This is a genomic window from Crocosphaera sp. XPORK-15E, assembly GCF_034931425.1.
In the GTDB taxonomy this organism is placed as follows: domain Bacteria; phylum Cyanobacteriota; class Cyanobacteriia; order Cyanobacteriales; family Microcystaceae; genus UHCC-0190.
Genome location: NZ_JAYGHQ010000004.1, coordinates 134493 through 159181, shown reverse-complemented (window position 1 = coordinate 159181; position 24689 = coordinate 134493). Strand labels below are relative to the sequence as shown.

24 protein-coding genes are annotated in these 24689 nt (G+C 37.7%); 17 read left to right on the top strand and 7 right to left on the bottom strand.

The window, feature by feature from the left end; all coding sequences use genetic code 11:
* Nucleotides 1-8: 8 nt before the first annotated feature.
* The 3 genes from ilvC to VB691_RS04845 all read left to right on the top strand — a co-directional run bounded on the left by ilvC (nt 9) and on the right by VB691_RS04845 (nt 4171).
* Nucleotides 9-1004, top strand: a complete 996-nt coding sequence (gene ilvC, locus VB691_RS04855; protein WP_323290340.1) for a ketol-acid reductoisomerase — start codon at nt 9-11, stop codon at nt 1002-1004.
* Between the two features lie 815 nt (nt 1005-1819).
* A complete protein-coding gene (gene mrdA, locus VB691_RS04850) occupies nt 1820-3643 on the top strand; it encodes a penicillin-binding protein 2 (RefSeq protein ID WP_323290339.1) in 1824 nt (607 codons plus the stop codon).
* 84 nt (nt 3644-3727) lie between these two features.
* Nucleotides 3728-4171, top strand: coding sequence for a DUF1036 domain-containing protein (locus tag VB691_RS04845; RefSeq protein ID WP_323290338.1), 444 nt, complete (start codon nt 3728-3730; stop codon nt 4169-4171).
* A 41-nt stretch (nt 4172-4212) separates the two neighbouring features.
* Here VB691_RS04845 and VB691_RS04840 read toward each other — a convergent pair whose 3' ends face one another.
* Together VB691_RS04840 and VB691_RS04835 are read right to left on the bottom strand one after the other, a co-directional pair.
* A complete protein-coding gene (locus VB691_RS04840) occupies nt 4213-4662 on the bottom strand; it encodes a GNAT family N-acetyltransferase (RefSeq protein WP_323290337.1) in 450 nt (149 codons plus the stop codon).
* Nucleotides 4643-5212, bottom strand: a complete 570-nt coding sequence (locus tag VB691_RS04835) for a metal-dependent hydrolase (RefSeq protein WP_323290336.1) — start codon at nt 5210-5212, stop codon at nt 4643-4645. Before VB691_RS04835 ends, VB691_RS04840 begins: the two co-directional genes overlap by 20 nt.
* Nucleotides 5213-5523: 311 nt before the next feature.
* Here VB691_RS04835 and VB691_RS04830 point away from each other — a divergent pair, with 311 nt between their 5' ends.
* The 5 genes from VB691_RS04830 to VB691_RS04810 all read left to right on the top strand — a co-directional run bounded on the left by VB691_RS04830 (nt 5524) and on the right by VB691_RS04810 (nt 10814).
* The gene (locus VB691_RS04830; protein WP_323290335.1) at nt 5524-6588 is read left to right on the top strand and encodes an LOG family protein; all 1065 of its coding nucleotides are present in this window, start codon (nt 5524-5526) and stop codon (nt 6586-6588) included.
* A 326-nt stretch (nt 6589-6914) separates the two neighbouring features.
* Nucleotides 6915-8336, top strand: coding sequence for a decarboxylating NADP(+)-dependent phosphogluconate dehydrogenase (gene gnd / locus VB691_RS04825; RefSeq protein WP_323290334.1), 1422 nt, complete (start codon nt 6915-6917; stop codon nt 8334-8336).
* 233 nt (nt 8337-8569) lie between these two features.
* Nucleotides 8570-9955, top strand: coding sequence for an AAA family ATPase (locus tag VB691_RS04820; RefSeq protein WP_323290333.1), 1386 nt, complete (start codon nt 8570-8572; stop codon nt 9953-9955).
* The gene (locus VB691_RS04815) at nt 9945-10490 is read left to right on the top strand and encodes a hypothetical protein (protein ID WP_323290332.1); all 546 of its coding nucleotides are present in this window, start codon (nt 9945-9947) and stop codon (nt 10488-10490) included. The genes VB691_RS04820 and VB691_RS04815 overlap by 11 nt, the downstream gene beginning before the upstream one ends.
* 147 nt (nt 10491-10637) lie before the next feature.
* On the top strand, nt 10638-10814 hold the full coding sequence (locus tag VB691_RS04810; protein WP_323290331.1) for a hypothetical protein: 177 nt from the start codon (nt 10638-10640) through the stop codon (nt 10812-10814).
* 15 nt (nt 10815-10829) lie between these two features.
* Here the strand turns inward: VB691_RS04810 and VB691_RS04805 are convergent, their stop codons facing one another.
* From VB691_RS04805 to VB691_RS04795, 3 genes are all read right to left on the bottom strand, one after another.
* Nucleotides 10830-11045, bottom strand: a complete 216-nt coding sequence (locus VB691_RS04805; RefSeq protein ID WP_323290330.1) for a hypothetical protein — start codon at nt 11043-11045, stop codon at nt 10830-10832.
* Nucleotides 11046-11094: 49 nt separating this feature from the next.
* Nucleotides 11095-12579 carry a carotenoid oxygenase family protein gene (locus VB691_RS04800; protein ID WP_323290329.1) on the bottom strand — a complete coding sequence of 495 codons (1485 nt, stop codon included), beginning with the start codon at nt 12577-12579 and terminating at the stop codon, nt 11095-11097.
* 71 nt (nt 12580-12650) lie between these two features.
* Nucleotides 12651-14108, bottom strand: a complete 1458-nt coding sequence (locus VB691_RS04795; protein ID WP_323290328.1) for a folate/biopterin family MFS transporter — start codon at nt 14106-14108, stop codon at nt 12651-12653.
* 118 nt (nt 14109-14226) lie between these two features.
* Here VB691_RS04795 and VB691_RS04790 point away from each other — a divergent pair, with 118 nt between their 5' ends.
* From VB691_RS04790 to VB691_RS04780, 3 genes are all read left to right on the top strand, one after another.
* Complete coding sequence (locus VB691_RS04790) at nt 14227-15660, top strand: deoxyribodipyrimidine photo-lyase (RefSeq protein WP_323290327.1); 1434 nt, start codon at nt 14227-14229, stop codon at nt 15658-15660.
* A 43-nt stretch (nt 15661-15703) separates the two neighbouring features.
* Nucleotides 15704-16477 carry an SDR family oxidoreductase gene (locus VB691_RS04785; RefSeq protein WP_323290326.1) on the top strand — a complete coding sequence of 258 codons (774 nt, stop codon included), beginning with the start codon at nt 15704-15706 and terminating at the stop codon, nt 16475-16477.
* Between the two features lie 64 nt (nt 16478-16541).
* Nucleotides 16542-17072: an SH3 domain-containing protein gene (locus VB691_RS04780; protein WP_323290325.1), complete on the top strand. Its 531-nt coding sequence runs from the start codon at nt 16542-16544 to the stop codon at nt 17070-17072.
* Between the two features lie 175 nt (nt 17073-17247).
* On the opposite strand, the gene lhgO is transcribed toward VB691_RS04780, so the two are convergent.
* Both lhgO and VB691_RS04770 read right to left on the bottom strand, forming a co-directional pair.
* The gene (gene lhgO / locus VB691_RS04775) at nt 17248-18432 is read right to left on the bottom strand and encodes an L-2-hydroxyglutarate oxidase (protein WP_323290431.1); all 1185 of its coding nucleotides are present in this window, start codon (nt 18430-18432) and stop codon (nt 17248-17250) included.
* A 116-nt stretch (nt 18433-18548) separates the two neighbouring features.
* Nucleotides 18549-18863 carry a DUF1825 family protein gene (locus VB691_RS04770; RefSeq protein ID WP_323290324.1) on the bottom strand — a complete coding sequence of 105 codons (315 nt, stop codon included), beginning with the start codon at nt 18861-18863 and terminating at the stop codon, nt 18549-18551.
* Nucleotides 18864-19060: 197 nt separating this feature from the next.
* Here VB691_RS04770 and VB691_RS04765 point away from each other — a divergent pair, with 197 nt between their 5' ends.
* From VB691_RS04765 to VB691_RS04740, 6 genes are all read left to right on the top strand, one after another.
* The gene (locus VB691_RS04765; protein ID WP_323290323.1) at nt 19061-19480 is read left to right on the top strand and encodes an NINE protein; all 420 of its coding nucleotides are present in this window, start codon (nt 19061-19063) and stop codon (nt 19478-19480) included.
* A gap of 22 nt (nt 19481-19502) precedes the next feature.
* Nucleotides 19503-20042 (top strand): ComEA family DNA-binding protein, encoded by a 540-nt coding sequence (locus tag VB691_RS04760; protein ID WP_323290322.1) that lies wholly within the window; start codon nt 19503-19505, stop codon nt 20040-20042.
* Entirely contained in the window at nt 20042-20509 is a 468-nt protein-coding gene (locus tag VB691_RS04755; RefSeq protein ID WP_323290321.1) for an SRPBCC family protein, read from the top strand. Before VB691_RS04760 ends, VB691_RS04755 begins: the two co-directional genes overlap by 1 nt.
* 513 nt (nt 20510-21022) lie before the next feature.
* Nucleotides 21023-23674: a type I DNA topoisomerase gene (gene topA / locus VB691_RS04750; protein ID WP_323290320.1), complete on the top strand. Its 2652-nt coding sequence runs from the start codon at nt 21023-21025 to the stop codon at nt 23672-23674.
* 107 nt (nt 23675-23781) lie between these two features.
* Nucleotides 23782-24228: a DUF29 domain-containing protein gene (locus tag VB691_RS04745; protein ID WP_323290319.1), complete on the top strand. Its 447-nt coding sequence runs from the start codon at nt 23782-23784 to the stop codon at nt 24226-24228.
* A gap of 55 nt (nt 24229-24283) precedes the next feature.
* On the top strand, nt 24284-24586 hold the full coding sequence (locus tag VB691_RS04740) for a trypco2 family protein (protein ID WP_323290318.1): 303 nt from the start codon (nt 24284-24286) through the stop codon (nt 24584-24586).
* Nucleotides 24587-24689 lie beyond the last annotated feature (103 nt).

The window sequence follows — 24689 nt, the reverse complement described above, 5'->3', positions numbered from 1 at the left end:
ACAGCCTCATGGCTCGGATGTATTACGACGCAGATGCCAACCTTGACCTTTTAGCCGATAAAACCGTTGCGATCATTGGTTATGGTTCCCAAGGTCACGCCCACGCCCTGAATTTGAAAGATAGCGGCATTAAAGTCGTTGTGGGGCTGTATCCAGGCAGTAAATCAGCTAAAAAAGCCGAAGATGCTGGCTTAAAAGTTCTCAGCGTCTCAGAAGCGGCCAGTGCTGCTGACTGGATCATGATTTTACTGCCTGATGAAGTCCAAAAAACCATTTATAAAGAGGAAATTGAACCTAACTTAAGAGATGGTAAGGTTTTATTATTTGCCCACGGATTTAATATTCATTTTGGGCAAATTGTCCCCCCTGAAACCGTTGATGTCATTATGGTTGCGCCTAAAGGGCCCGGCCATTTAGTGCGACGTACCTACGAACAAGGGGAAGGAGTTCCCTGTTTATTTGCCGTTTATCAAGATGCTACAGGAAAAGCCCGCGATCGCGCTATGTCTTATGCTAAAGGAATCGGTGGAACCCGTGCAGGTATCCTAGAAACTACCTTCAGAGAGGAGACAGAAACCGACTTATTTGGGGAACAGGTGGTTCTTTGTGGCGGTTTGTCTGCCTTAATTAAATCAGGGTTTGAAACCCTAGTGGCCGCAGGTTATCAACCGGAATTAGCCTATTTTGAATGTCTCCATGAAGTCAAATTAATTGTGGATTTGATTGTGGAAGGAGGACTGGCTAAAATGCGTGATAGTATCTCCAATACAGCCGAATATGGCGATTTAACCAGGGGGCCGCGCATTGTTACGGATGAAACCCGCGCTGAAATGAAAAAAATTCTTAAAGAGATTCAAACCGGACAATTTGCACGGGAATTTGTCTTAGAAAATCAAGCGGGTAAACCGGGATTTACAGCCATGCGTCGTCAAGAAGCAGAACATTCCATCGAAGAAGTTGGGAAAGATTTACGGGCAATGTTTAGCTGGCTAAAAGATAAATAACCAAATATCAACGGTTTAGGTGAGGACGGCAACACCCAATAAGCTAAAACGCATTTAAAATGCGTTTTAGCAAGTCATTCGTCAACAACAACTGCGAAAATTTTCCTCATATTTCAGTCAACCTAAGAAACAGGCAATACTGTTCGGTTAAAGTTTTGATACCCCCAACCCCTCTTAAAAAGGGGGGCTAAGAATGGCTCTATTTCCCCCTTTTTAAGGGGGACTAAGGGGGATCTCCAATGTGTAAATATCGTTAACCGAGCAGTATTGAAGAAACAGTTATCTACTCCTACCTTATTTGTCAAGCTCAGCTTAAAATAACTTTACATCAGTATTTATGTATTAACTTAAATTCGGGGATTAATTGTCAAAATCTTGGGAAAGGAAGAAGGAAAGGAGAGGCAAAAATCACGAAAGATATAGGGTTTGAGGTCAGTTACAGTTTTTTTTAGACATAGGCCGACCAACTAACACTAGTATAGCAAATTCTAAAAATAACCAAAAGTTCATTTTGGGGGGAATTTAGGCAAATTTAGGAAAAATGGGATCGAGGTTAAGTTATGTGAAGCAATATAAATCATTGAAATATTTGTTCAACAATTGACAATGAACAATGGACAATTGACAATTACCTCTACCTAAAAGGTAGAGGATTGAAAATAAGGAAAATTTTTTTAATTTCTCCCCTTAAAAGAGGAGGTTTTAAACCAAATTAACCAATTGTCAATTGTCAATTGTCAATTGTCCATTGATAAATAGCGAAGACAGTCACAAAAAAGCTATCCTAGTAACCTGATTCTCATTTAACAGACGATATGCGGCTAAACCAACGTTCTCAGTCTAAATGGCAAACTTCTATCAACACCGATAGTTATGGGTCTTACGACACCCGACAACAAAAAACAAATCGCACCATCGGGCAGAAACGTCAACCCATATTTATCATGTTATTGGTTAGTTTCATCCTCTTAGGAGCTATTGGGGCCCGTCTCGCCTTCTTACAAATCCTACAAGGACAAACCTATCGAGAAAAAGCCGAAAATAACCGTATTCGTATCGTCCCGAAACCCCCCGTCCGAGGCAACATTTTTGACCGCAAAGGGCGGGTTTTAGCTTCAACCCGTCTCACCCATGCCGCCTATCTTTGGCCCGTCGTCGTCAACCAACCCGACTGGCCCCAAAACCGCAAATATCTCTCCCAACTCCTTTCTATACCCGAAGATAGTATTGAAAGTAAAATCAAACAAGCAGGATATAACGCCTCAACCCTAATTAGAATTGCCCGCAGTTTAAACCCGGCCCAAATTACGGCCCTAGAAGAATTTAAAACCGAATTAAACGGCTTAGAAGTCGATATTGAAACCGTCAGAGACTATCCTAACAAAGCGATGGGGGCCCATGTCTTAGGCTATACAGGAGAACTCAACGTCGAACAGTTGAAAAAACGCAGTGCTGAAGGTTATCGTTTAGGGGATATTGTCGGCAAAATGGGCGTAGAAGCGGCCTATGAACAGCAATTAAGAGGAGAATGGGGAGGTATTCAACTCGAAGTTGATGGGGCCGGAAAAGTCATGAAAGTATTAGGCCAAAAAATCGGTCAACCCGGCAAAGATGTCACCCTCACCCTAGACTTAGATGCCCAAAAAGCTGCTGAAGCGGCCCTAGGGGACAAAATTGGGGCTATTGTTGCCATCAACCCCAAAACAGGGGGAGTTTTAGCCATGGTGAGTAACCCCTCCTTCGACCCCAATGTTTTCTCAACCCAAATTACCCCCAAAATCTGGCAAAAATTACAAAGCAAAGGCAACCCCTTCGTTAACCGTGCCTTACGGGGTTTTCCTCCCGCTTCTACCTTTAAGGTTGTAACGGCTACTGCTGGCATGGAGTCGGGCAAATATCCCCCTAATACTATCTTAAGCACCTTCGCCTATTTGAATGTGGGGGGGACTGCCTTTGGAGAATGGAACCGGGCCGGGTTCGGCCCTATGGGTTATGTGCGGGCTATGGCCTGGAGTAGTAATACCTTTCATGGCCAAATTGGCCGGGGAGTGGGTGGCCCAACCTTAATTAAATATGCCCGTCTTTATGGGTTTGGGTCAACCACAGGCATTGAGTTAGATGAGGAGTCCCCAGGTTTAATTGCTGATGATGCCTGGAAGCGTAAAAATTACAATTGGGAATGGACTGACGGCGATACGGTGAATATGTCCATTGGTCAAGGGTTTACTCAGGCAAGCCCCCTACAAGTGGCGGTGATGTTTGCTGTTCCTGCTAATGGGGGCTATCGGGTGAAACCCCATTTCTTTGAAGACCCGAAAAACCTTGACAAATGGCGCACGTCGATGAATCTTAAGCCTACCACTCTACAAACCCTACGACAAGGACTGAGGGCGGTGGTAGCTGAGGGAACGGGAAAGGCCCTTAATTCTCCTGACTTACCCCCCGTAGCTGGCAAAAGTGGCACGGCTGAGGCCCCTCCTGGAGAGACTCACACTTGGTTTGGTGGGTATGCCCCCTTTGATAACCCGGAAATTGTGGTGGTGGCTTTTGGAGAACATACTGGTGGTGGTGGGGGTTCTGTTGCCGGCCCCATGGTTCGTCAGGTCATGGAAGCCTATTTTAAACATAATAAAAAGTAAAGAAGGGGAAATTTTGAGTTTTTTCTTGCTAAAATTTGCTTAAAGAAAGGCTCATCATAGTGTTAGTGTTGAGGAGGAAATTTGATGAAGAATTCTCTATTATTGTTTTCGTTGGTAACAGTGGCTGCCGGGGTGGGAGAGTTGGCTTTTTCCCCCAAAATGGCCCAAGGGGCAGAACTTTGTAATTATCGCAATGAAATTGTTCGGGTTTCTGGGGCTTATGTCAATAAGGATGAGGCTTGGGTGACAAAAGGATGGTGGTTTGTTCAACCAGGGGAATGTATGACCTATCCTGATAATTGGTACACTTATGTGGAAGTTGATCGGGATCAAACCGTTGAACGTACCTATTTACTGGGAGAAGGTATTGAAACCATTAAATTATGTGTTATTCAAGATAGGTATACTTTCTATAATGGAGAGACAGAAAGGGTTTGCGATAAGCATGATTATGGGTTTAGTGATAATTCCATGCAAACTTTTTACTTAATTGGTTCTAACCGTGAAGTTATCGGTTATAAGCAATAGCAAATCATCTTGAACAGTAAACAGTGATTGCTTACTGTTCTTTATTTCTTATTCTTCATAAGTTTTACCATTTTAATATGGAGAATTTCCGCTTCTTCAAAGCGATCGCCTACTGGTTCAAATCCCAGTTTATCATACAAGGATTGTATATAAAATTGAGCATGAATAACAACTTCTTGGTAAGTGTTTTTAGCTTCAATCATTTCTAGGGCAGTTTTCATTAATTTTGTGCCAATTCCTTGCCCTCTAGCTTCAGATAATACGGCTAAACGTTCAATTTTTGCTGTAGTTTGATTCAAGTTTCTAATTCTGGTTGTTCCCACAGGTTGATGATTTAAGTAGGCTAAAAGATGCTCACAATTATCATCATAACCATCAAATTCTAAGTGAGGAGCAACCCCTTGTTCTTCCTGAAAAACTAAGGAACGAATCATTTTAATTGATGCTAGGTTGTCTTGATAATTAGCAAGTTCAACTTTTATTTTTTCCATAGAAATTTAATGTATTTTTAACTAATTGTCCAAAACTTAAAGCAATGAAAAACAGCAAAGGAATAACAATTATTTCTTGTAAAATTGTTAGGACATTACTAAAATGCCAAATTCCATTAGTAGCATTTAACCCACCTAAAATTGTCATGGGAAAGGCAAAATAAGAGAAATTAAAGGGGAACCAACATTGAACACCGGCCGGAGGATATCGATCATAAGCTAACATATCTAATAAAATATGACTAAAATAAAGACCCATCAGCCATAAAATCAAAAGATAGCGGGTTCTTTTTTCTACTTTTAAGCAATATCCCACGATTAAACTGATTATAATTCCCAGAAAAAAACTATGAGTAAACTGACGATGTAATGCCCCTATATTCTGAAAAAATATATAGCCAAAAATAAAATCAATATCAGGTAAATTAGCAAATATTATTCCTGTAGTCAATAATATTTTTGTTGAAAAATACTTAGAAAAATCAGGAGAATGACGAATCAAGAAAAAACCGCCTATTCCAGCTAAACTATGACCGATAGGTGAAGACATTTTGACAGTTTGAATTAAGAATAATTATGAGCTTGATGAAAACCGTGAGAATAATCTTAAATTAAAATCATTCATAAAAACTAGAGATTGACATAATTTTTCTAGGATAACTTAAGCATTTAATGAAAGCATAACAAAATTAATTTAGTTATGTCAACTTTAAGGTTATGCTATTGTATTCTTAAACACCGTTATATTTATGATCCGATCGCAACTGAACTTAGGTAGAATAGAAGTAGTCTTCAATACAATACAATTTCCAGTCCCTCAATTTATCGATAACGTCAAACTTCTAACTTTTTACTTCAATTATGACCTTATCAACCAATAATAACCAATCATCCCTAGCTTCAGAATTAGAAACCCTCATCAAAAATTTACCGGATCATCCACATGGTAAATTGATAGAGCGAGCATTAGGAGTCTTATTACGCATTGCGGATGAAGAAGTTGAGCGTTTAGACTGGAAAATCCTAACTACTGCCCTAGAAGACTTAGAAAAGGGGTTTAAGGTATTTCATCCCTATCGTCACACTCGTAAAGTTACCATTTTTGGGTCAGCCCGTCTATCCCCCCAAAGTTCAGAATATCGCCTAGCGGTTGAATTTGCGCGTTATATCACCCAATTTGGCTTTATGGTACTCACAGGAGCAGGAGGAGGTATCATGCAAGCGGGGAATGAAGGAGCAGGGAGAGAGCATTCTTTTGGGTTAAATATTGAGTTACCTTTTGAACAAGGGACTAACCCTTTTATTGCTGGAGATGATAAATTAATTAAATTTCAATACTTTTTTACCCGTAAACTTTTCTTCTTAAAAGAAAGTGATGCAGTTGCCTTATTTCCTGGGGGTTTTGGGACACAAGACGAAGCATTTGAGACATTAACATTATGTCAAACGGGAAAATATGGCCCCTCTCCTTTAGTCTTAATAGATGAGCCTGGGGGAGACTATTGGAAAACCTGGAATGAATATAATTATAGCAATTTATTAGCAAGGGGTTTAATTAGTGCAGAAGATTCTAGTCTTTATACTATAACTGATAGTTTAGCGACTGCTTGTAATATAATTCGTCAATTTTACTGTGTTTATCATTCCATTCGTTATGTAGAAGATTTATTAGTTATGCGTCTAAATTCGCAATTAACCGATGAACAAGTAGCACAACTAAATGAAGAATATTCCGATATTTTAGTCAAAGGAAAAATCGAAAAAAGTAGCGCATTACCTGCTGAAATGAAAGACGAAACTTCTAATCTTCCCCGTCTAACTTTACACTTTAATCGACTGAATTCAGGAAGATTATATAAAATGATCAATCAAATCAATAAATTCGGTATTTGTTTACCCATTGAACCCCACCCCGAATGGAAATGATGCCCTTATTTTTGAAATTGTTCTAAGTCTCTCAAATTATCTGTAGGGGTTTAACAGTGTTAAACCCATCTTTGTTATTAAGTAAGAATAATTTCAGGATAACTTGATTAAGAAGGGCAAAATAGTATTATGTCCCTACAAGCGGTTCCTAAATTTTGGTATCATTCATTACTTTTTCCTCGGATTAGTTAAGATTCTATTTAGAGAACCCAGGTTAAGCAAAAGATAGGGTTAAACTAATCAGCGTGTTCCTTAGACACACTTCAACAGTCAAACAAGACCGTTAATTCTCTTTATAAGACACCTGTAGAGTTGGTAGGAATTATATGACAAAACGAACCTTTGGCGTAATCGGCTTGGCGGTAATGGGAGAAAACCTGGCCCTCAACGTCGAAAGTCGTGGTTTTCCCATTGCTGTTTATAACCGTACAGCAAGCAAAACTGAAGAATTCATGAAAAACCGGGCCCAAGGTAAAGACGTAAAAGCGGCCTATTCTTTAGAAGAATTCGTACAAACTTTAGAACGTCCCCGTAAAATTTTGGTAATGGTACAAGCGGGAAAACCCGTTGACGCTGTTATTGAACAACTCAAACCCCTCCTTGATGAAGGAGACATGATTATTGATGGCGGTAACTCCTTATATGAAGATACCGAACGCCGCACCAAATATCTCGAATCTACTGGCTTCGGTTTCGTGGGAATGGGTGTCAGTGGTGGTGAAGAAGGGGCATTAAAAGGCCCTAGCCTCATGCCTGGAGGCACTAAAGCCGCTTATGAAGAACTAGAACCCATTTTAGTCAAAATTGCGGCTCAAGTCGATGATGGCCCCTGTGTTACCTACGTTGGCCCTGGTGGTGCTGGCCACTATGTCAAAATGGTTCACAATGGTATTGAATACGGCGATATGCAGTTAATTGCAGAAGCCTACGACATCATGAAAAATGCTCTAGGCCTCACTAATCCTGAGTTGCATGAAGTGTTTAGCGAGTGGAATACCACCGATGAACTTAATTCTTTCTTAATTGAAATTACTGCCGATATCTTCAAATATATCGACCCCGAAACCAATACCCATCTGATTGATTTAATTCTCGATTCTGCTGGTCAAAAAGGCACGGGACGTTGGACAATTATGAGTGCATTAGAGTTAGGAGTTTCCATTCCTACTATGTATGCTGCGGTTAACGCCAGGGTGATGTCTTCTTACAAAGCGGAACGGGTAGCTGCTTCTAAGCAATTACCAGGCCCCATCGTCAAATTTGATGGCGATGTCAAAGCTTTTGTGGGCAAGGTAAGGGATGCTTTATATTGCTCTAAAATGTGTTCCTATGCTCAAGGAATGGCTTTAATTGCGAAGGCATCTGCTGAGTATTACAATAACGAAGTTAGCTTACCTGAGTCTGCCCGTATTTGGAAAGGCGGTTGTATTATTCGGGCTGGTTTCTTAGATAAAATTAAGAAGGCATTTGTCGATAATCCTAGTTTGCCTAACCTGTTGTTAGCTCCTGAGTTTAAACAAAGTATCTTAGACCGTCAAGAAGCTTGGCGCGAGGTGCTAGTATTAGCCAATGAATTAGGAATTCCGGTTCCTGCGTTTAGTTCTTCTTTGGACTATTTTGATAGCTATCGTCGTGCTGAGTTACCTCAGAATTTAACTCAAGCGCAACGTGATTACTTTGGGGCCCATACTTACGAACGGACTGATAAACCCAGAGGTGAATTCTTCCACAGTGGATGGTCTGCTTAATTCTCTTTAATTAATGAACTGAATTATTAACCCTTCTCTTTATTGAGGAGGGTTTTATTTTACAGCAAATTGTGACTGATTGAGAGAGACAAAAGGACAGTATATTTATTATAATGGGATATTAAGCATAAGTAGGGGTCAACGGCCGTTGACCCCTACAATAAGAGTCAGCTTTTATCAATTTCCTCAACTTAATTCGTAGTTCTATATACAAGTATAAAGACGAATATAAAATGAATCAATCTATTGAAGACAATTCTATTACATCTCAAGGAATTACTAAAATTTCTGTTGCTGGTTATAAATCTATTGATAATGAATGTTCAATTGAAATTCGTCCTTTAACCATTCTAGCAGGGGTTAATAGTTCAGGTAAATCTAGTATTATTCAACCTCTATTATTGCTCAAACAAACTTTAGAAGCAACTTATGACCCAGGAGCATTATTATTAAATGGCCCTAATGTTAAATTTACTTCTACTGATCAATTTTTTTCTAAGGTATCGTCTCAAGATAATAATCAGTTTTCTGTAGAAATTGAAATCAATAATTCTGATTACATTAAATTAATTTTTGCTAAAGAAAATAATATTTTTGATTTAAAGCAAATGAATTATAAGGAGGAAGATGAATCAGAAATAATTTTGCGAAAAGATATGACAGCAAAAGAAATTATAGATAGCTTAGAAATTCCAACTGAGATTAATCTAAATCTTTCTTTTAGGCTAGAAAGAATACGATGTTTTTTTAAGTTAAATCCATTAATTTGGTCAAAACAAAAGGAACAATATGTGCTTCCCTTATCCTTAAAAGAAAAGATACATATATTGAAAGCAGGGGAAAAGTTCTTGAACTATAAGTTAGAGTCTCAAATATTTTTTGAAATATATATTAATAACATGATTCATGTACCAGGAATTAGAGGAAATCCATTAAGAAGTTATCCCATTAGCGCAGTTGGTGAAAATTTTCCAGGAACTTTTGATAATTATGTAGCGAGTGTTATTAATGATTGGCAAATCAAAAAATCTTCTAAACTTAATGATTTAGCCAGATATTTAAGTCTATTAGGATTAACTCAAAAAGTAAGTGCGAAAAAACTTAATGATGTAGATGTAGAAATTAAAGTTTCTCGACTGCCTTATAATTCAACTCTTAATAATGAAGATATAGACATGGTAAGTATTGCTGATGTTGGGTTTGGAGTCTCTCAAACCTTACCCGCTATTGTGGCATTATTAGTCGCAGAACCTAATCAATTAGTGTATTTAGAACAACCCGAAATTCATTTACACCCTCGCGCTCAAGCATCCTTAGCTGATATATTAATAGAATCAGCCAATAGAGGAGTAAAAGTAGTTATAGAAACCCACAGCGACTTAATTTTAAAACGCATTCAATCATTAGTAGCAGAAGATAAAATTGAACCAGAAAAAATCAAACTACATTGGTTTAGTCGTGATCAAAAAGGTTGTACAAAAGTCACAACTGCTGATTTAGATAAAGCAGGAACATTTGGAGATTGGCCCGAAGATTTTAGTGAAGTTGATTTACAAGAAGAAAGTCGTTATTTAGATGCGGCTGAATTAAAATTAATGAGTGATTTAGATGAAGAATAAAACATCAAAATTATTAGTTATTGATGCGTCTATTGCTCGTTCTTGTGGTGGAGAAAATGCCAGACATCCTACTCCTAAAAACTGTCGTGACTTCTTAAAAGCTGTTTTAGAACTAGATTATTCTATGGTCATGACTTCTGAATTAAAACAAGAATGGGATAAACATCAATCAACATTTGCTAGAAAATGGCGAGTTAGTATGATTGCTAAAAAGAAATTCAAATATTATGAAAACGTTACTTTAGATGAATTAAGAAAACAAATAGAAGAATGTGCAGAAAATTATAAAAAAAGAGAGGCAATGTGGAAAGATATTTGTTTACTAGAAGCAGCTATAATAACTGATAAAATTGTGATTTCCTTAGATGAAAAAGTTAGACAGTATTTCTCAGAAGTATCAAAAGATATTCCTGAAATTGGAATTATTATCTGGTTAAACCCTGCTAAAAATAAAGATCAAGTGATAATATGGTTAGAAGATGGCGCAGTTTTAGAACAAGAAAGACAAATGCGTTATTATAACAAATCTGTTTAAGCTACAGTAATTTATTATCATTATTTTTATCTATAATCATCAAATAGAGTAAAAATGTTATCAACTTTTCATAAGATTGTCACTAGGATGTCACATTAAACTGTCATAATTCATTTAATTGCTTTAGTAAAAACAATCTTAAATCCTATGAACAGATTCAAATTCATTATCGCCATTTTCCTCCTGTTAGTCGCGGTTTATCCAGCTTACAAAATTAAATCTGCTTTAGGAATTGACCTCATTGCTAACCATCATGCTCCTGATGCCTTCAAATATGCTAATGTATATACTAAAAAAGCTATTACTAAACTTCATCAACTTTAAATTAATAATGGCTAATTATCGGCGTTTATTCTGGCTAAAACTTTGATAAATGACCCAAATTAATAAAATGCCAAACAGCAAAAACCAGATACCATATTCCCTAATAATACTTTCTGAACCATCATCAATTTCAGCATCCTGTAATCCTAATTTACGTTGTATAGATTTCAAGATGCCATAAATTTTATGGGAAAGATTGAGTAAAAAGAAAGTGTGAAGGTTAATATTCATCTTAATCATGCTAGAGATAAGGTGAGAGACACCCACCTTATTAGTTTACCTAAATAAACACCTCATTTGTCCAATTACCATGCAAACCGTAAGGAATATGATGCTTAAGATGTAATGTAGCAATGGGACTTTTTTCTAAGTTTTCACCGTCTAAAATGACGATATCAGAACGATGTTTACTTCCATCATAAACCATCACTAAAACCCATCCTTCATCTTCACGGGTTGCTTGAGGTTTAGGGACAAAAATAGGTTCGCTGACATACCCACTAGGTGCAAAAGAATGTAAATGTTTTTCTCCCGTAACTAAGTCTAGTTTAAGAATACCTTGTAAGGGGGCATTTCCTTGAGAATTATGGGCAGTTCCTGTGAATAAATAACGATAGTTTCTGCCGACTTTTTCAGGGTTTACAGATGGAAATTCACAACAGCGAGTTTCTATCATTTGACGCTCAATTTTATGATCTTTTAAATCAACTTTAAACCGCCATAATTGTCCAGGATCTAAATTTTCAAAATCCACCTCTTTATAATCTCCATCAGGTTGAACTTGGGGAAGAGAATCATAACAAATTGAGTCTAAATAGATGTTATTTTCTTCCTCAAACGCATTAGCATGATGAAAAACAAAACCTGCTTTAGTTTCTAGAATTTTCATGCCATCATAGGGAGGAATGCGGGGAATAATGATGAGATGACTAGGCTTATTGGGATGAAATTTAACGCATTCTCCAGCCCCTTTTAACCCCAAAAAATAGGGCAGTGGATTAAAGGTGACAGGGTTTTGTAAAAAGAGACAATAATGAGGCGTAATGGCAAAATCATGAATAAAAGAAAACCCAGGAATAATATGGGAATGACGACGTAATAACTCCCCATTAGGAGCAAATTCATAGATAGTAATTTCACTAGAAAGTCCTGGTTTAATAGAAAAATTTACTAAACAAGGTTGCCCATTATCCAACTCACAAAAAGGATCAATCCAAGGATGAGCAGAAATAGAATCACCAGGGTTCAATGTTCCCTCTAAATAATCTAATCCTATGGTTTCTAAAGTTTTTGGATCAAGTCGATATGGTTCCGCAGCTTCCCAAAGTGCCAGTAATTTTTTGCCCCAATAAATAACATTTGTATTAGCAATATTTTTAACCTTAACATCAAAGACATTATTCAACCATCCCCCAGGTTTCTGTGTCCCAAATACGCCCCGATAAATCATTTTACCTGATGCTTGTTCTTCGACATACCCTTTAGTCTGAACAAAACGGTTACGAAAATGAACCTTTCTCCCAGGCAAAAAAGAAATTGCACAAATCATGCCATCGCCATCAAAAGGATGTTTTAAAGGCGTTCCTTGAACCTCCAATAAACCAGGGCCATTGCGAAACAAAGTCCCCTGTAATTCATCAGGAATTATCCCCTCAATCTCATCAATCCAATAATTATATTCATTAGGTTGAGACTGATAACCTTGTTGCCATTCTTGACGATTATAAGGCTGGTTTTTCGTGTTTTTTTCAATGGAAGTAGTCATGATTGATAAAATGTTAATACCTTACTAAAAAATCTTACCATTCTCTTTACGTCTTGGCGCGATATCAAAAATTATCCCTGCTTTTTGGTTGTTACAAAATCAGGCAATAATTCTGGTATCGCTGAATCAATAGGAAGACTTCCTAAAGGATGATTTTGATAAACTTCTACAAGATTAATACTCTCCTGTTTAGCTTCTTTTTCTTGAATTTGGGGGTCAGTATTTGGCAACCAACCCAATAAAGGTAAAGGTAGCAAGGTTGATAAATTAGTAATAACTACTAATAGCCAAAGACGATCAAAATTTGTTTCTGTTACCCCTAACCAATGGGTTAATAATGCCCCTAATTCATGGGATAATAAATTAGACAGATTAACGATGGACATTAATAAAGCGAATACAGTGGCTTCGATCCCTTTTGGACATAATCTTGCTGACAAAACCAAGATAGGCATAAAGGCAATTTCTCCAGCAACTGTTAAGATAAGACTATCTCCTATACTAAACCAATGATCATCAATTCCTAATGCACGGTTAGCATGAGTGACTAATAATAACATTGTCATCCCTAACCCCGAAGAAATGACAATACTCCACCCTAGAATCTGTCTAAAAGAAACGGTTTTGAGAAATCGTTGATATACCCAAATTCCGACTAAGGCAGCTACACTGGTAACAAGACGAACTCGCCCTAAAAATTCTGGTTCAAATCCTAACTCATTCGTGGTAAAATAAAAGAAAGCAGAATCAGCATTAGGAGTCGTTTGCCAGAAAAAAACAAAGGCAGTTGGCAACAGGATTGACTTCTGTTTAATTGCTTGCCAAACTAAGGTAATTTGCTGTTTTATAGGAGAGTTATGGGCTTGAAAAACTCGATCATTCTTGTTAACTTTATCTTCAGAAATGAACCAAGCAGCAATGGAAACAATTACAGGGAAAATAGCCGTAATTTCAAAGACTATTTGATTACTAAACTGTTGCAATAACCACCCACTTAAATAAGCAGTGATTAACCCCCCCACAGCAGACATTCCCCAGCTTAATGACTGTAGTGATCCAGCCTGTCCTAGAGACTCCTTGCGGGCCCGTTCTACCACTAATGAGTCTACAATAACATCGCTGATGGCGACCGAGAGGGAGGTTAAAAGCAAGGTGAAGGTTGCTAACCAGGCATTAGTGACAACATTTGCTAACATTATCCAAGATAAACTGCCGATTATCCCCGAAAGGATGAGATAGGGGCGGCGATGATAACCAAAAATGGGTAAACCGTCTGAAAGAAAGCCAAAAACAGGTTTTATGACCCAAGGAATGGCAGCGACTCCAATTAATGCCCCCATTTGGGCGGGATTTAATCCTAAATCGTCCTTGAGGAAGAAACTAACCGCTAAACGGGCTAAACCGAGGATTCCTTGCACAAAATAGACGCTAAGGATGGCTAATAGTTCGGGGGTGGGGTCATTCCCAAATAAAACCGTATGTTTTAGGGTATTTTTAAGATGTTTTAAGTTGAGAACGGCAGAATCCATGAAGATAAATAAAGTTTTGTTACTTTATCTATCATAGTCCATGATCGAGATTTGGGTGAGGGTTCTCAATAATTTTAACCCTAATTATTAATAACGGAGTTGAAAAAAGGCAATTATTATGAATGATTTAGTGATTTTTTGGCATCGTCGTGATTTACGCATTTCTGATAATATTGGACTCTATAAAGCCTATCAACAGAGTTCTAAATTAGTGGGTTTATTTTGTTTAGACCCCAATATTTTAAGCAGGGATGATCTTGCGCCTGCTAGAGTTAGCTATATGCTTGGTTGTTTAGAAGAATTACAAACAAATTACCAAAAATTAGGCAGAAAGCTATTAATTTTTAAAGCCCAACCTACTCAACTTATTCCTAAATTAGCTGAAGTTTTAAAAGTCAAAGCTGTTGTGTGGAATGAAGATGTAGAACCCTACAGTAAAGAACGCGATCGCCAAGTAATTGAGGCGTTAAAAGAAAAGGGAATTAAGGTAGAAACCTATTGGGATCAATTATTACATAAACCAGGAGATATTTTAACTAAAAGTAATAATGAACCCTATAAAGTTTATACACCATTTTGGCGAAGTTGGAGCAAAGAGAATAAACATCCTATTGTTGAAACTTTAGGTCAGATAGAAGTATTAACGCCTGAAGAAATTGAGCTTATTAATAACCTAGGCAGCATCAATTTACCAACAGCAAAAGATTTAGGCTATCATTGGAATTATCCCTTAATTGTAACCCCAGGAGAACAAGCAGCAAAAGAACAGTTAATTTATTTTTGTGAAGCCGCAATTTATGATTATCAAGAGCAGCGAAACTTACCTGGAATAGACGGAACTTCTCAACTCAGTGCTGCTTTAAAATTTGGGGTAATTGGTATTAGAGAAGTGTGGGAAGCAACCCTTAACGCTTACGAAAATAGCCGCAGTGACGAAGCAAGAGAAAACATAGAAACTTGGCAAAAAGAATTAGCTTGGCGTGAATTTTATCAACATTGTTTATACTATTTTCCTGAATTAGCTGAGGGGCCATATAGAGAAGAATTTAATAACTTTTATTGGGATAATAATGAAGAATATTTTAAGGCATGGTGTGAGGGAAAAACCGGATATCCTATCGTTGATGCGGCCATGAGACAGTTAAATGAAACAGGATGGATGCACAATAGATGTCGGATGATTGTTGCTAGTTTTCTGACCAAAGATTTAATTATAAATTGGCAATGGGGAGAAAAATATTTCATGCAAAAATTGATTGATGGCGACTTATCTGCTAATAATGGCGGATGGCAATGGAGTGCTTCTAGTGGTATGGACACCCAACCCTTACGCATTTTTAACCCTGCTAGTCAGGCACAAAAATTCGACCCAGAAGCTGAATATATTCGTCAATGGTTGCCAGAGATAAGTTCTCTTGATACCGAATATTTAGTCACAGGCAAAATATCTCCCTTAGACTGTCATTCTTGTGGTTATCCTCAACCTATTGTAGACCATAAAAAGCAGCAAAGGGACTTTAAAGAACGGTATAAAATGATTAAAAATACCTAAATATGGTATGATTAGGAAGTATTAATTACATGAGAATTTAAAGATGTCAAAAACCAATGTATTAGTAACAGGTGCAACGGGAAGAACTGGCTCTATTGTTCTTCAAAAATTACGTCAATTTCCTGATGAATTTGCAGCCATTGGCTATGGTAGATTTGAGGACAAAATCAAAGAACTTTTTGGTTCAACAGAAGGCTTTATTATTGGGAATATTGCTGATCAATCTACCCTTAAAATGGCATTAAAAGGATGTAATTTATTGGTTATTCTAACAAGTTCTGTCCCTAAAATGAAAGCCCCACCCAAGGAAGGGGAACGCCCAGAGTTTGAATTTGAACCTGGTGGAATGCCCGAAGAAGTTGACTGGATAGGGCAGAAAAATCAAATAGATCTCGCCAAAGAAGCTGGCATAAAACACATTGTTTTAGTAGGTTCAATGGGCGGAACAAACCCTAATCATCCCCTTAATAAGTTAGGCAATGGTAATGTATTAATTTGGAAGCGTAAAGCGGAAGAATATTTGATACAATCAGGGGTAGATTATACTATCATTCGAGCAGGAGGTTTAATTAATGAACCAGGAGGAAAACGAGAGTTAATTGTGGGGAAAAATGATACTTTTTTGGAAAATCCTCCTAAGGGTATTTCCACAGTAATTCCTAGAGAAGATGTAGCCGAATTAGTGGTACAAGCATTAAGAGAAACTACGGCGAAAAATAAAGCCTTTGATGTAATTTCTAAGCCTGAAAATGATCCTGAAGCTGTCATCACTCAAGACTTTTCTGCTTTATTTGATCAGACAACAGGGGGTTTATAATCATAATAGGTGGGCAATTATTCATACCCACCTATTATTAACTTACTACTGGAGATTAACTTAAATGTCGATATTGAAACAATACACACGGCTAATTTTAACAGGGCTTGCATTGTTGCCTATTAGTTTTTGGGGATTAGGAATTAATATACCCAAAGTTAAAGCACAAGCTATCAATCAAGCAGTTATTTTTGCTCCTCCTTCTAATATTAGACTATCTCCCAATGGTACTGTTTTATGTTCGATAAAAGTTGTTACTGTGGTTAATATTTACGGTTCAGAAAATGACTGGTATATCACTGATATTTGTGGAGAAATGGGATATATTCATCAGAGTCAAATTCGTTTTAAATCAAACTCACAAGGAACATCTGAATCTATTTTTTGTGAGGTTATTAATATTCAAAGAGGTCAATTAGCCCTTCGTTTTAATCCTAATGGAGAATCAAGGGCTGGACTTAATAATGGGAATATTGTTCAATTCTTATCTCAACAAAATACTTGGTATAAAGTTAAAGTAATTCAAGGGCCAAATAATCAAGTTAATGGGTTAGAAGGTTGGGTAAATTCTAATTATGTTTCTTGTTATAATTAGAGATTTTTATTCCAATCTTATTAATTTAAAAAATTGAAAGTAGAGAATTGCTGAAGCAACAGGAACACATCTTAAAATTTCTTTTAAAAAATCTTAATATTGATCATAATTTTGTTAGTTTTAAGTTGCCATAAGGATAATTTGCAGCGTATTCTCAAGATACAATAATTAATTATTATTCAGGAATTTGTGCAACTATATATTTACCAATTTCTAAGGATGCAGTAGCAGCAGGAGAAGGGGCATTACAAACGTGCATTGCTTGTTTATTTTGAATGATTAAAAAGTCATCCACCAACTTACCATCTGCTTTTAAAGCTTGGGCCCTAACCCCTGCTTCACAAGGTATAATATCATCAGCCGTAACATCAGGAATTAATTGCTGTAAACTATTAACAAAAGCTGCTTTGCTAAAAGAGCGAATTATCTCTTTTATTCCCTCATCTGCGTGTTTTGCAGCTAACTTCCAAAACCCAGGATAAGTCATTACTTCAGCAAATTCTTTTAAGTCAAAATCTGTCTTTTTATAGCCTTCTCTTTTCAAACTTAACACCGCATTCGGCCCCGCATGAATACTCCCATCAATCATCCGAGTAAAATGTACCCCTAAAAAGGGAAATTCAGGGTTAGGAACGGGATAAATGAGAGTTTTGACCAAATAACGTTTTTCAGGCTTTAATTGATAGTATTCACCGCGAAAGGGAACGATTTTCGCTTGGGGGTTCACCCCGTCTAATTCGGCCATGCGATCGCTATATAATCCCGCACAATTAATAATAAATTTAGCTTCAATTTCTCCTTTTGTTGTTTCTAAAATCTTACTTTGTTTGGTGTTTTTAATCTTAATAACCTTAGTATTAAACCGAATTTCTCCCCCTTGTTGTTGAATTAATTCTGCATATTTTTGACAGACTTTTTTATAATCAGCAATTCCTGAAGTTGGAACATAAATTCCGCCTAAACAAGTCACATAGGGTTCTTTTTCCTTAACTTCTTCTGGGGATATTTTCTTAACTTGTAAACCATTTTCTAAACCCCGTTGATAAAGATTATCTAATAAAGGCAATTCTTGTTCTTTAGTAGCAACAATTACCTTACCACATACCTCATGAGGAATATTATATCTTTGGCAAAATTCTACCATAGACTGACTTCCTGCGCGGGTAAACTTTGCTTTAAAACTACCAGGTTTATAATAGATACCAGAATGTATTACCCCACTATTATGACCTGTTTGGTGAGCAGCAACTTCTCCTTCTTTTTCCAGAACAATTAAAGATAATTTAGGGAACTTTTGTCCTAACATCATTGCTGTCGAGAGTCCAATAATACCCCCACCAATAATTGCAAAATCGTACATTTGATCATCCATAAAAAATGATTTAATGGCTATCAGACCACTATAATTTATTAGTAGGAGCATTGTCCATAACAACACTCCCTTAACCCTAGACTAAACATTCATAGAATACAGTATTATTGGATTTCAGATTTCATCCTTTCTAAAGTCATATTCATTTGATCAAACATTTGTTGTGGTGTCATCCCAAATTGTCCTAATTGAGTTTTTAACTGTTGAACTGTCATTTGGGCCATAAAATCTTCTGATAACTCAAAGCGTTTCATAAAGATTTTGTAACGCTCCATGAGTGCTTCCATTTGGTCAATGAAAATCTTTTTACCTTCACGATCAAATTTACCATATTCACCCCCCAATTGCATCAGGGATTGATAATCTTCAAACAGATGTTGAGCTTCTTGCTGGACGACTTCTGAATCAAAAAATCCCATTGTTATCTCACTTTTTAGTAAAATTAGGTTAACTTACTCGATGTCATTAACTGACGGTTATTTTATTGTAAAGTAGTTAAAAGTTCCTGAAAACTACGGTTTACCGAATAATCCTAGTAAGTTGGGAACTCCCACCCTCGACCATCGTCAGTTAAACTAGACTGAAATTGTGAACTTGACTGTTAGACTCAAACCCCATGTCACCCTTGGAAAAGCTATTCAGCCAGCCAAAAAACCGTAAAATGGGGATTATTCTGGCTTTACTGTCTACCATCATACCTTGGCCCATTGCAGGAATCCATAAATTTTATTTAGGACAACCTGTGTGGGGTGTCATCTATTTTTTGCTTTGGAATACCCCCATACCTTCTATTGCTTGTGCGATCGATGCTGTTTGGTATTTTGTCCAAGGAGAAGAACAATTTAATGCTCAATTTAATGGGTTGTCTTCCAATCAAGCTCAACAATCTTATCTTAATTCTAGCAAATTAGAACCGATTCAAGTTGGGGTAATTTCTGAAGCATTGCGAGAGTTAGATAAGTTACGGGAAGATGGGTTAGTCTCTGATTATGAATTTGAACAAAAACGCCGTCAACTATTAGATCGCATTTCTTGATTATTACTTATTACTTAAATTCATGACTTTTTCTGCTTGGACTAACAAATTAAATCCCCAAAAACAAAGAATTCGTCAGCAAATTTTGAATGATCCTTATTATCGCTTTGCTTCTTTAGAAGAAGTAGCGATCGCGGCTGAATTAGGGATTAAAATTGAAGTAAGTTGTGGCAATGTTGATGATTTTTTGAGATTACCAGGAATCTCTATTCATCAAGCTCGAAATTTAGTAGAATTAATTAACAATGGAGTCGAAATCTTATCCTTAGAAGATTTATCTGCTGCCTTAAATATTCCTCAACAACGCCTTAAACCCTTAGCCCCTATTTTGTCCTTTTGCTATTACGATCCAGACAGTATATTAACACCTCAAAAAATAAATATTAATACAGCAACATTTAAACAACTTCAAGATATTCCTTCCCTAGATAATTTTATAATTCAAAAACTTATTAACAATCGTCAAGAATATGGTAATTATAAAAACTTAATTGATTTGCAAAAAAGATTAGGTATAAACAGTCAAATTATTTCCCAATTAATGCACTATCTTCAATTCTAATGTTAAATTTTAAACGAACCACTTTAATTAATGCCCCCATCGAAAAAGTGTGGGAATTTCACGAACGCCCCGACATTTTAAATATATTAACTCCTCCTTGGCAACCCGTGCAAATTATCCGACGAGAAGGCGGCTTAGGGGTTGGTGCAGTTTCCGAATTTAGACTAATTTTAGGCATAATTCCCATTCGTTGGATAGCCCGTCATACTGCTTGTGAAAAGCCTTATTTCTTTGTCGATAAACAAGAAATTGGCCCGATGAAATCCTGGGTACATCGTCATCAATTTACAGATGAAAATGGTCAAACTCGGCTAACTGATGAGATACAATATGAAATTCCTGGCGGTATAATTATCGAGTTTCTAATTGGATGGTGGGTGGATTCTCGCTTACAAGAAATGTTTCGTTATCGCCATGAAATCACCCAAAAAGAACTTATCAATGGACAATTGACAATTGACAATTGATAATTGACAATTGGTTAATTTGGTTTAAAACCTCCTCTTTTAAGGGGAGAAATTAAAAAATTTTTCCTTATTTTCAATCCTCTACCTTTTAGGTAGAGGTAATTGTCAATTGTCCATTGTTCATTGTCAATTGTTGAAGAAAACCAATTATCTGTCGGGGTAATTCATGAATTACCCCGACACCATACGCCTTCTTTATTGTAGGTTTATATTAGCTAAATGCACCCCGACTGCGATCGCCATTTCCTCATCTTGTAAACAACTGTTACAACAAGGTAAGTCCTTGTCACATAAGAAAATTCTTCTTAAATTAAGGATTGCTTTAGGAAACCTTATGCTAAGTTACCTAACAGAAGGGGTAAACAAACCCAGCAAAAATCTCTATGATCGCAAATAGAGACTAAACTCTATATTGGAATCTCTCCCTGATCATCAGTATGGATGAGCTAAGATCGAATAGATCAAGTAGCTCACTGACGATCTGCTAAACTTGCCTGATTATTGTGAACAACTATGTCAACCCTCGTTATTGTTGAATCACCAACGAAAGCCCGTACCATCAGAAATTATTTGCCCCAAGGATATCAGGTGGAGGCATCCATGGGCCATGTGCGTGATCTCCCGGCCTCAGCAGACGAAATTCCGCCATCCTACAAAGAGAAAGAATGGGCTAATTTAGGGGTAGATGTGGAAAATGGCTTTGAACCCATCTATGTTGTCCCCAAAGGTAAGAAAAAGGTCGTTCAGAGTCTAAAAACAGCCCTCAAAGGTGTAGACGAATTAATCCTAGCCACTGACGAAGACAGAGAAGGAGAAAGCATCAGTTGGCATTTACTACAATTATTAAAGCCCAAAGTCCCCATCAAACGGATGGTTTTTCATGAAATTACCCGCGAAGCCATCCAAAAAGCCTTAAAAAATTGTCGGGAAATTGACGAAAATTTAGTTCATGCCCAAGAAACTCGCCGTATTTTAGACCGTTTATACGGTTATACCCTCTCCCCCTTGCTTTGGAAAAAGATCGCTTGGGGATTATCTGCTGGACGAGTCCAATCAGTTGCCGTAAGATTATTAGTACAACGGGAACGGGAACGCCGCGCCTTCCTCTCTGGGGGATATTGGGATCTCAAAGCCTTATTAGAACAGGAAAAAAGCCCCTTTGAGTCCAAATTAATTACCTTGGCCGGCAAAAAGATCGCCACAGGCAGTGATTTTGACCCCAGTACCGGAAAAATTACCGAAGGACGGGATGTTGTCTTACTGAATGAAGCAGAGGCGATCGCCCTCAAAGCAAGACTCGACGGGAAACCTTGGACAGTCACGAAAACAGAAGAAAAACCCACCACCCGCAAACCCTCGCCCCCCTTTACCACCTCAACCCTACAACAAGAATCTAACCGCAAATTGGGCATCTCAGCCAAGGATACCATGCGGACTGCCCAGAAGCTCTACGAAGAGGGCTATATTACCTATATGCGGACAGATTCGGTTCATTTGTCCGATGAAGCCATTAATGCCGCTAGAAACTGCGTTGAACAGATGTATGGCAAAGAATATCTTAGCCCCAAACCCTGCCAATATACCACCAAAAGTAAGGGGGCCCAAGAGGCCCATGAAGCTATTCGTCCTGCGGGCAACCGTTTTCGTACCCCCCAAGAAACCGGGTTATCAGGGCAAGAATTCGCCCTCTATGACCTAATTTGGAAGCGTACCGTCGCTTGTCAGATGGCCAATGCCCGATTAACTCAAATTGTGGTTAATTTACAAGTAGAAGACGCAGGGTTTAGATCTTCAGGTAAACGCATTGATTTTCCAGGGTTTTTCCGCGCTTATGTGGAAGGAACTGATGATCCAGATGCCGCGTTAGAAGACCAAGAAGTGATTCTTCCTCCATTAAAACAAGGAGATCACCCTAATTGTAAAAAATTAGATGTTTTAGGCCACGAAACCCAACCTCCGGCTCGTTATACGGAAGCATCCTTAGTCAAAACCCTAGAAAGTGAAGGGGTAGGCCGTCCCAGTACCTACGCCAGTATCATTAGTACCATTATCGATCGCGGTTACTCCCAAATGCGGAGTAAGGCCCTGGTTCCTACTTTTACGGCCTTTGCGGTGGTGAGTTTATTAGAAAACCATTTCCCTGACTTGGTAGACATGAAATTTACCTCGAAAATGGAACAAACCCTAGATGAAATTGCCACAGGGGAGTCCCAATGGCTCCCTTATCTGGAAAAATTCTATTTAGGACAAGAAGGGTTAGACACTCAGGTAAAAGTCCGGGTTGATGAAATTGATCCAGGGGTGGCTAAAGCGGTTATTTTAGAGAATTTAGATGCTAAGGTTAAAATTGGCAAGTTTGGCCCCTATATAGAAGTTCAACAAGGGGAAGAAGTGATTACTGCTTCTATTCCCATGGATCTCACCCCATGCGATCTGACCCCGGAACAAGTGGCAACCTTACTTAAACAGAAAACAGAAGGGCCGGAAAAAGTTGGGTTACATCCTGAAACTGGGGAAACTATTTATCTGTTAATTGGCAGTTATGGCCCCTATGTGCAGTTAGGGGAAGCAACGGAGGAAAATAAGAAACCGAAACGGGGTTCTTTACCCAAGGGTGTCAAACCTGAAGATGTCACCATAGACATGGCCGTAGGGTTGTTAGCCTTACCCCGTTTATTAGGCAACCATCCCGAAACTGGGGCGAAAATTAAGGCCAGTTTGGGACGGTTTGGCCCCTATGTGGTACATGATCAAGGAAAAGAGGGCAAAGATTATCGTTCTTTGAAAGCTGAGGATGATGTTTTAACTATTAGTTTCGAACGCGCTTTAGAATTATTGGCCCAACCCAAAAAGGGACGGGGAGCGAGTCGTGGTACGAAGAAACCTTTACGGGAATTAGGGGTTCATCCTGATGATAAAGAACCAATTAATATTTATGAGGGGCCCTATGGAATCTACATAAAACACGGTAAAGTCAATGCAGGACTGCCAGAAGGTGAAACAGTTGAGACGATCACTTTAGAAACTGCTTTAGACTTATTAGCAGCTAAGGCAACTACGCCCAAGAAAACTACCCGTAAGTCTACGACAGGGACGAAAACCACCAAACGAACCACCAAAGCGAAAACGAGCAGCAAAACGTCTACAACTGCTGATGAAGATTAGAATGAAATCCCGACTTTTATCTCTAGACGGAGATGGTCGGGATATCTTTATTTAGATGAGAATTTTAAAAGCTTAGGGGTAGATTTGTCTGGAGGAAATTGAAGGATATGAACCCAATTATTACTAAACTTTCTCTATACGAACAAGATTTTTCTCTGTGGTTAGAAGATACAGCAACTAAGTTAAGAGAAGGCGAATTCAGCGAGATTGATATTGAGGCATTAACCGAGGAAATTGAAGCTTTGGGACGTTCAGAAAAGCAGGAATTAGAAAACCGTCTAGAAGTTTTATTGGCCCATCTTCTGAAGCGAATTTATATTGATAGTGCTTACGATAATCGGGGTTGGGAACTTACAATTGCCGAACAAAGACGTAAAATACGCCGTTTACTCAAAAAATCCCCAAGTCTTAAAAGATATTTTGAACAGGTATTTGAAGAAATTTATCAAGATGCTCTTTCTTTGGTGAAAATGGAATATAAAAAAGTTTCTTTCCCTGATAATTGGTCATTTAATAGTGAATTTGAAGCAATTTTGACAGAAATTTTCTGGTAAATAATTAGAAACAAATTTCTAAAATATTAATTTTTCTCTTGGTGAAAATAAATCTATGGATATTAAAAAAATTGGACTCAAAGAAACTCTAGAAGCATTGCGAATAGAACTTAGTGAATCCATTTTAGTCTCTGAAGGTAAGGAGATTCGTTTTGAAGTCGGTGAGATTGAATTGGAGTTTCAGTTAGTCGTTGAAAAGTCGAAAGAAGGCAAGGGAGGGATTAAATTTTGGGTAGTAGAAATGGGTGGGGGTGTCACTAATAAAGATGCGATAACCCATAAGATTAAAATTCCCTTAAAACCGATTTGGAAAGATGGAAAACCTGTCTTGACAGGAAGTGACGATATTCCCGATTAAAATTTTATGTCTGTTTGGGCGCAATGCTTGCGCCCAAACCATCTGTTATGCTTTCATCAATAAATGAGATAAAATTGTTATCATAGGCAATTAAGCGGTAAAC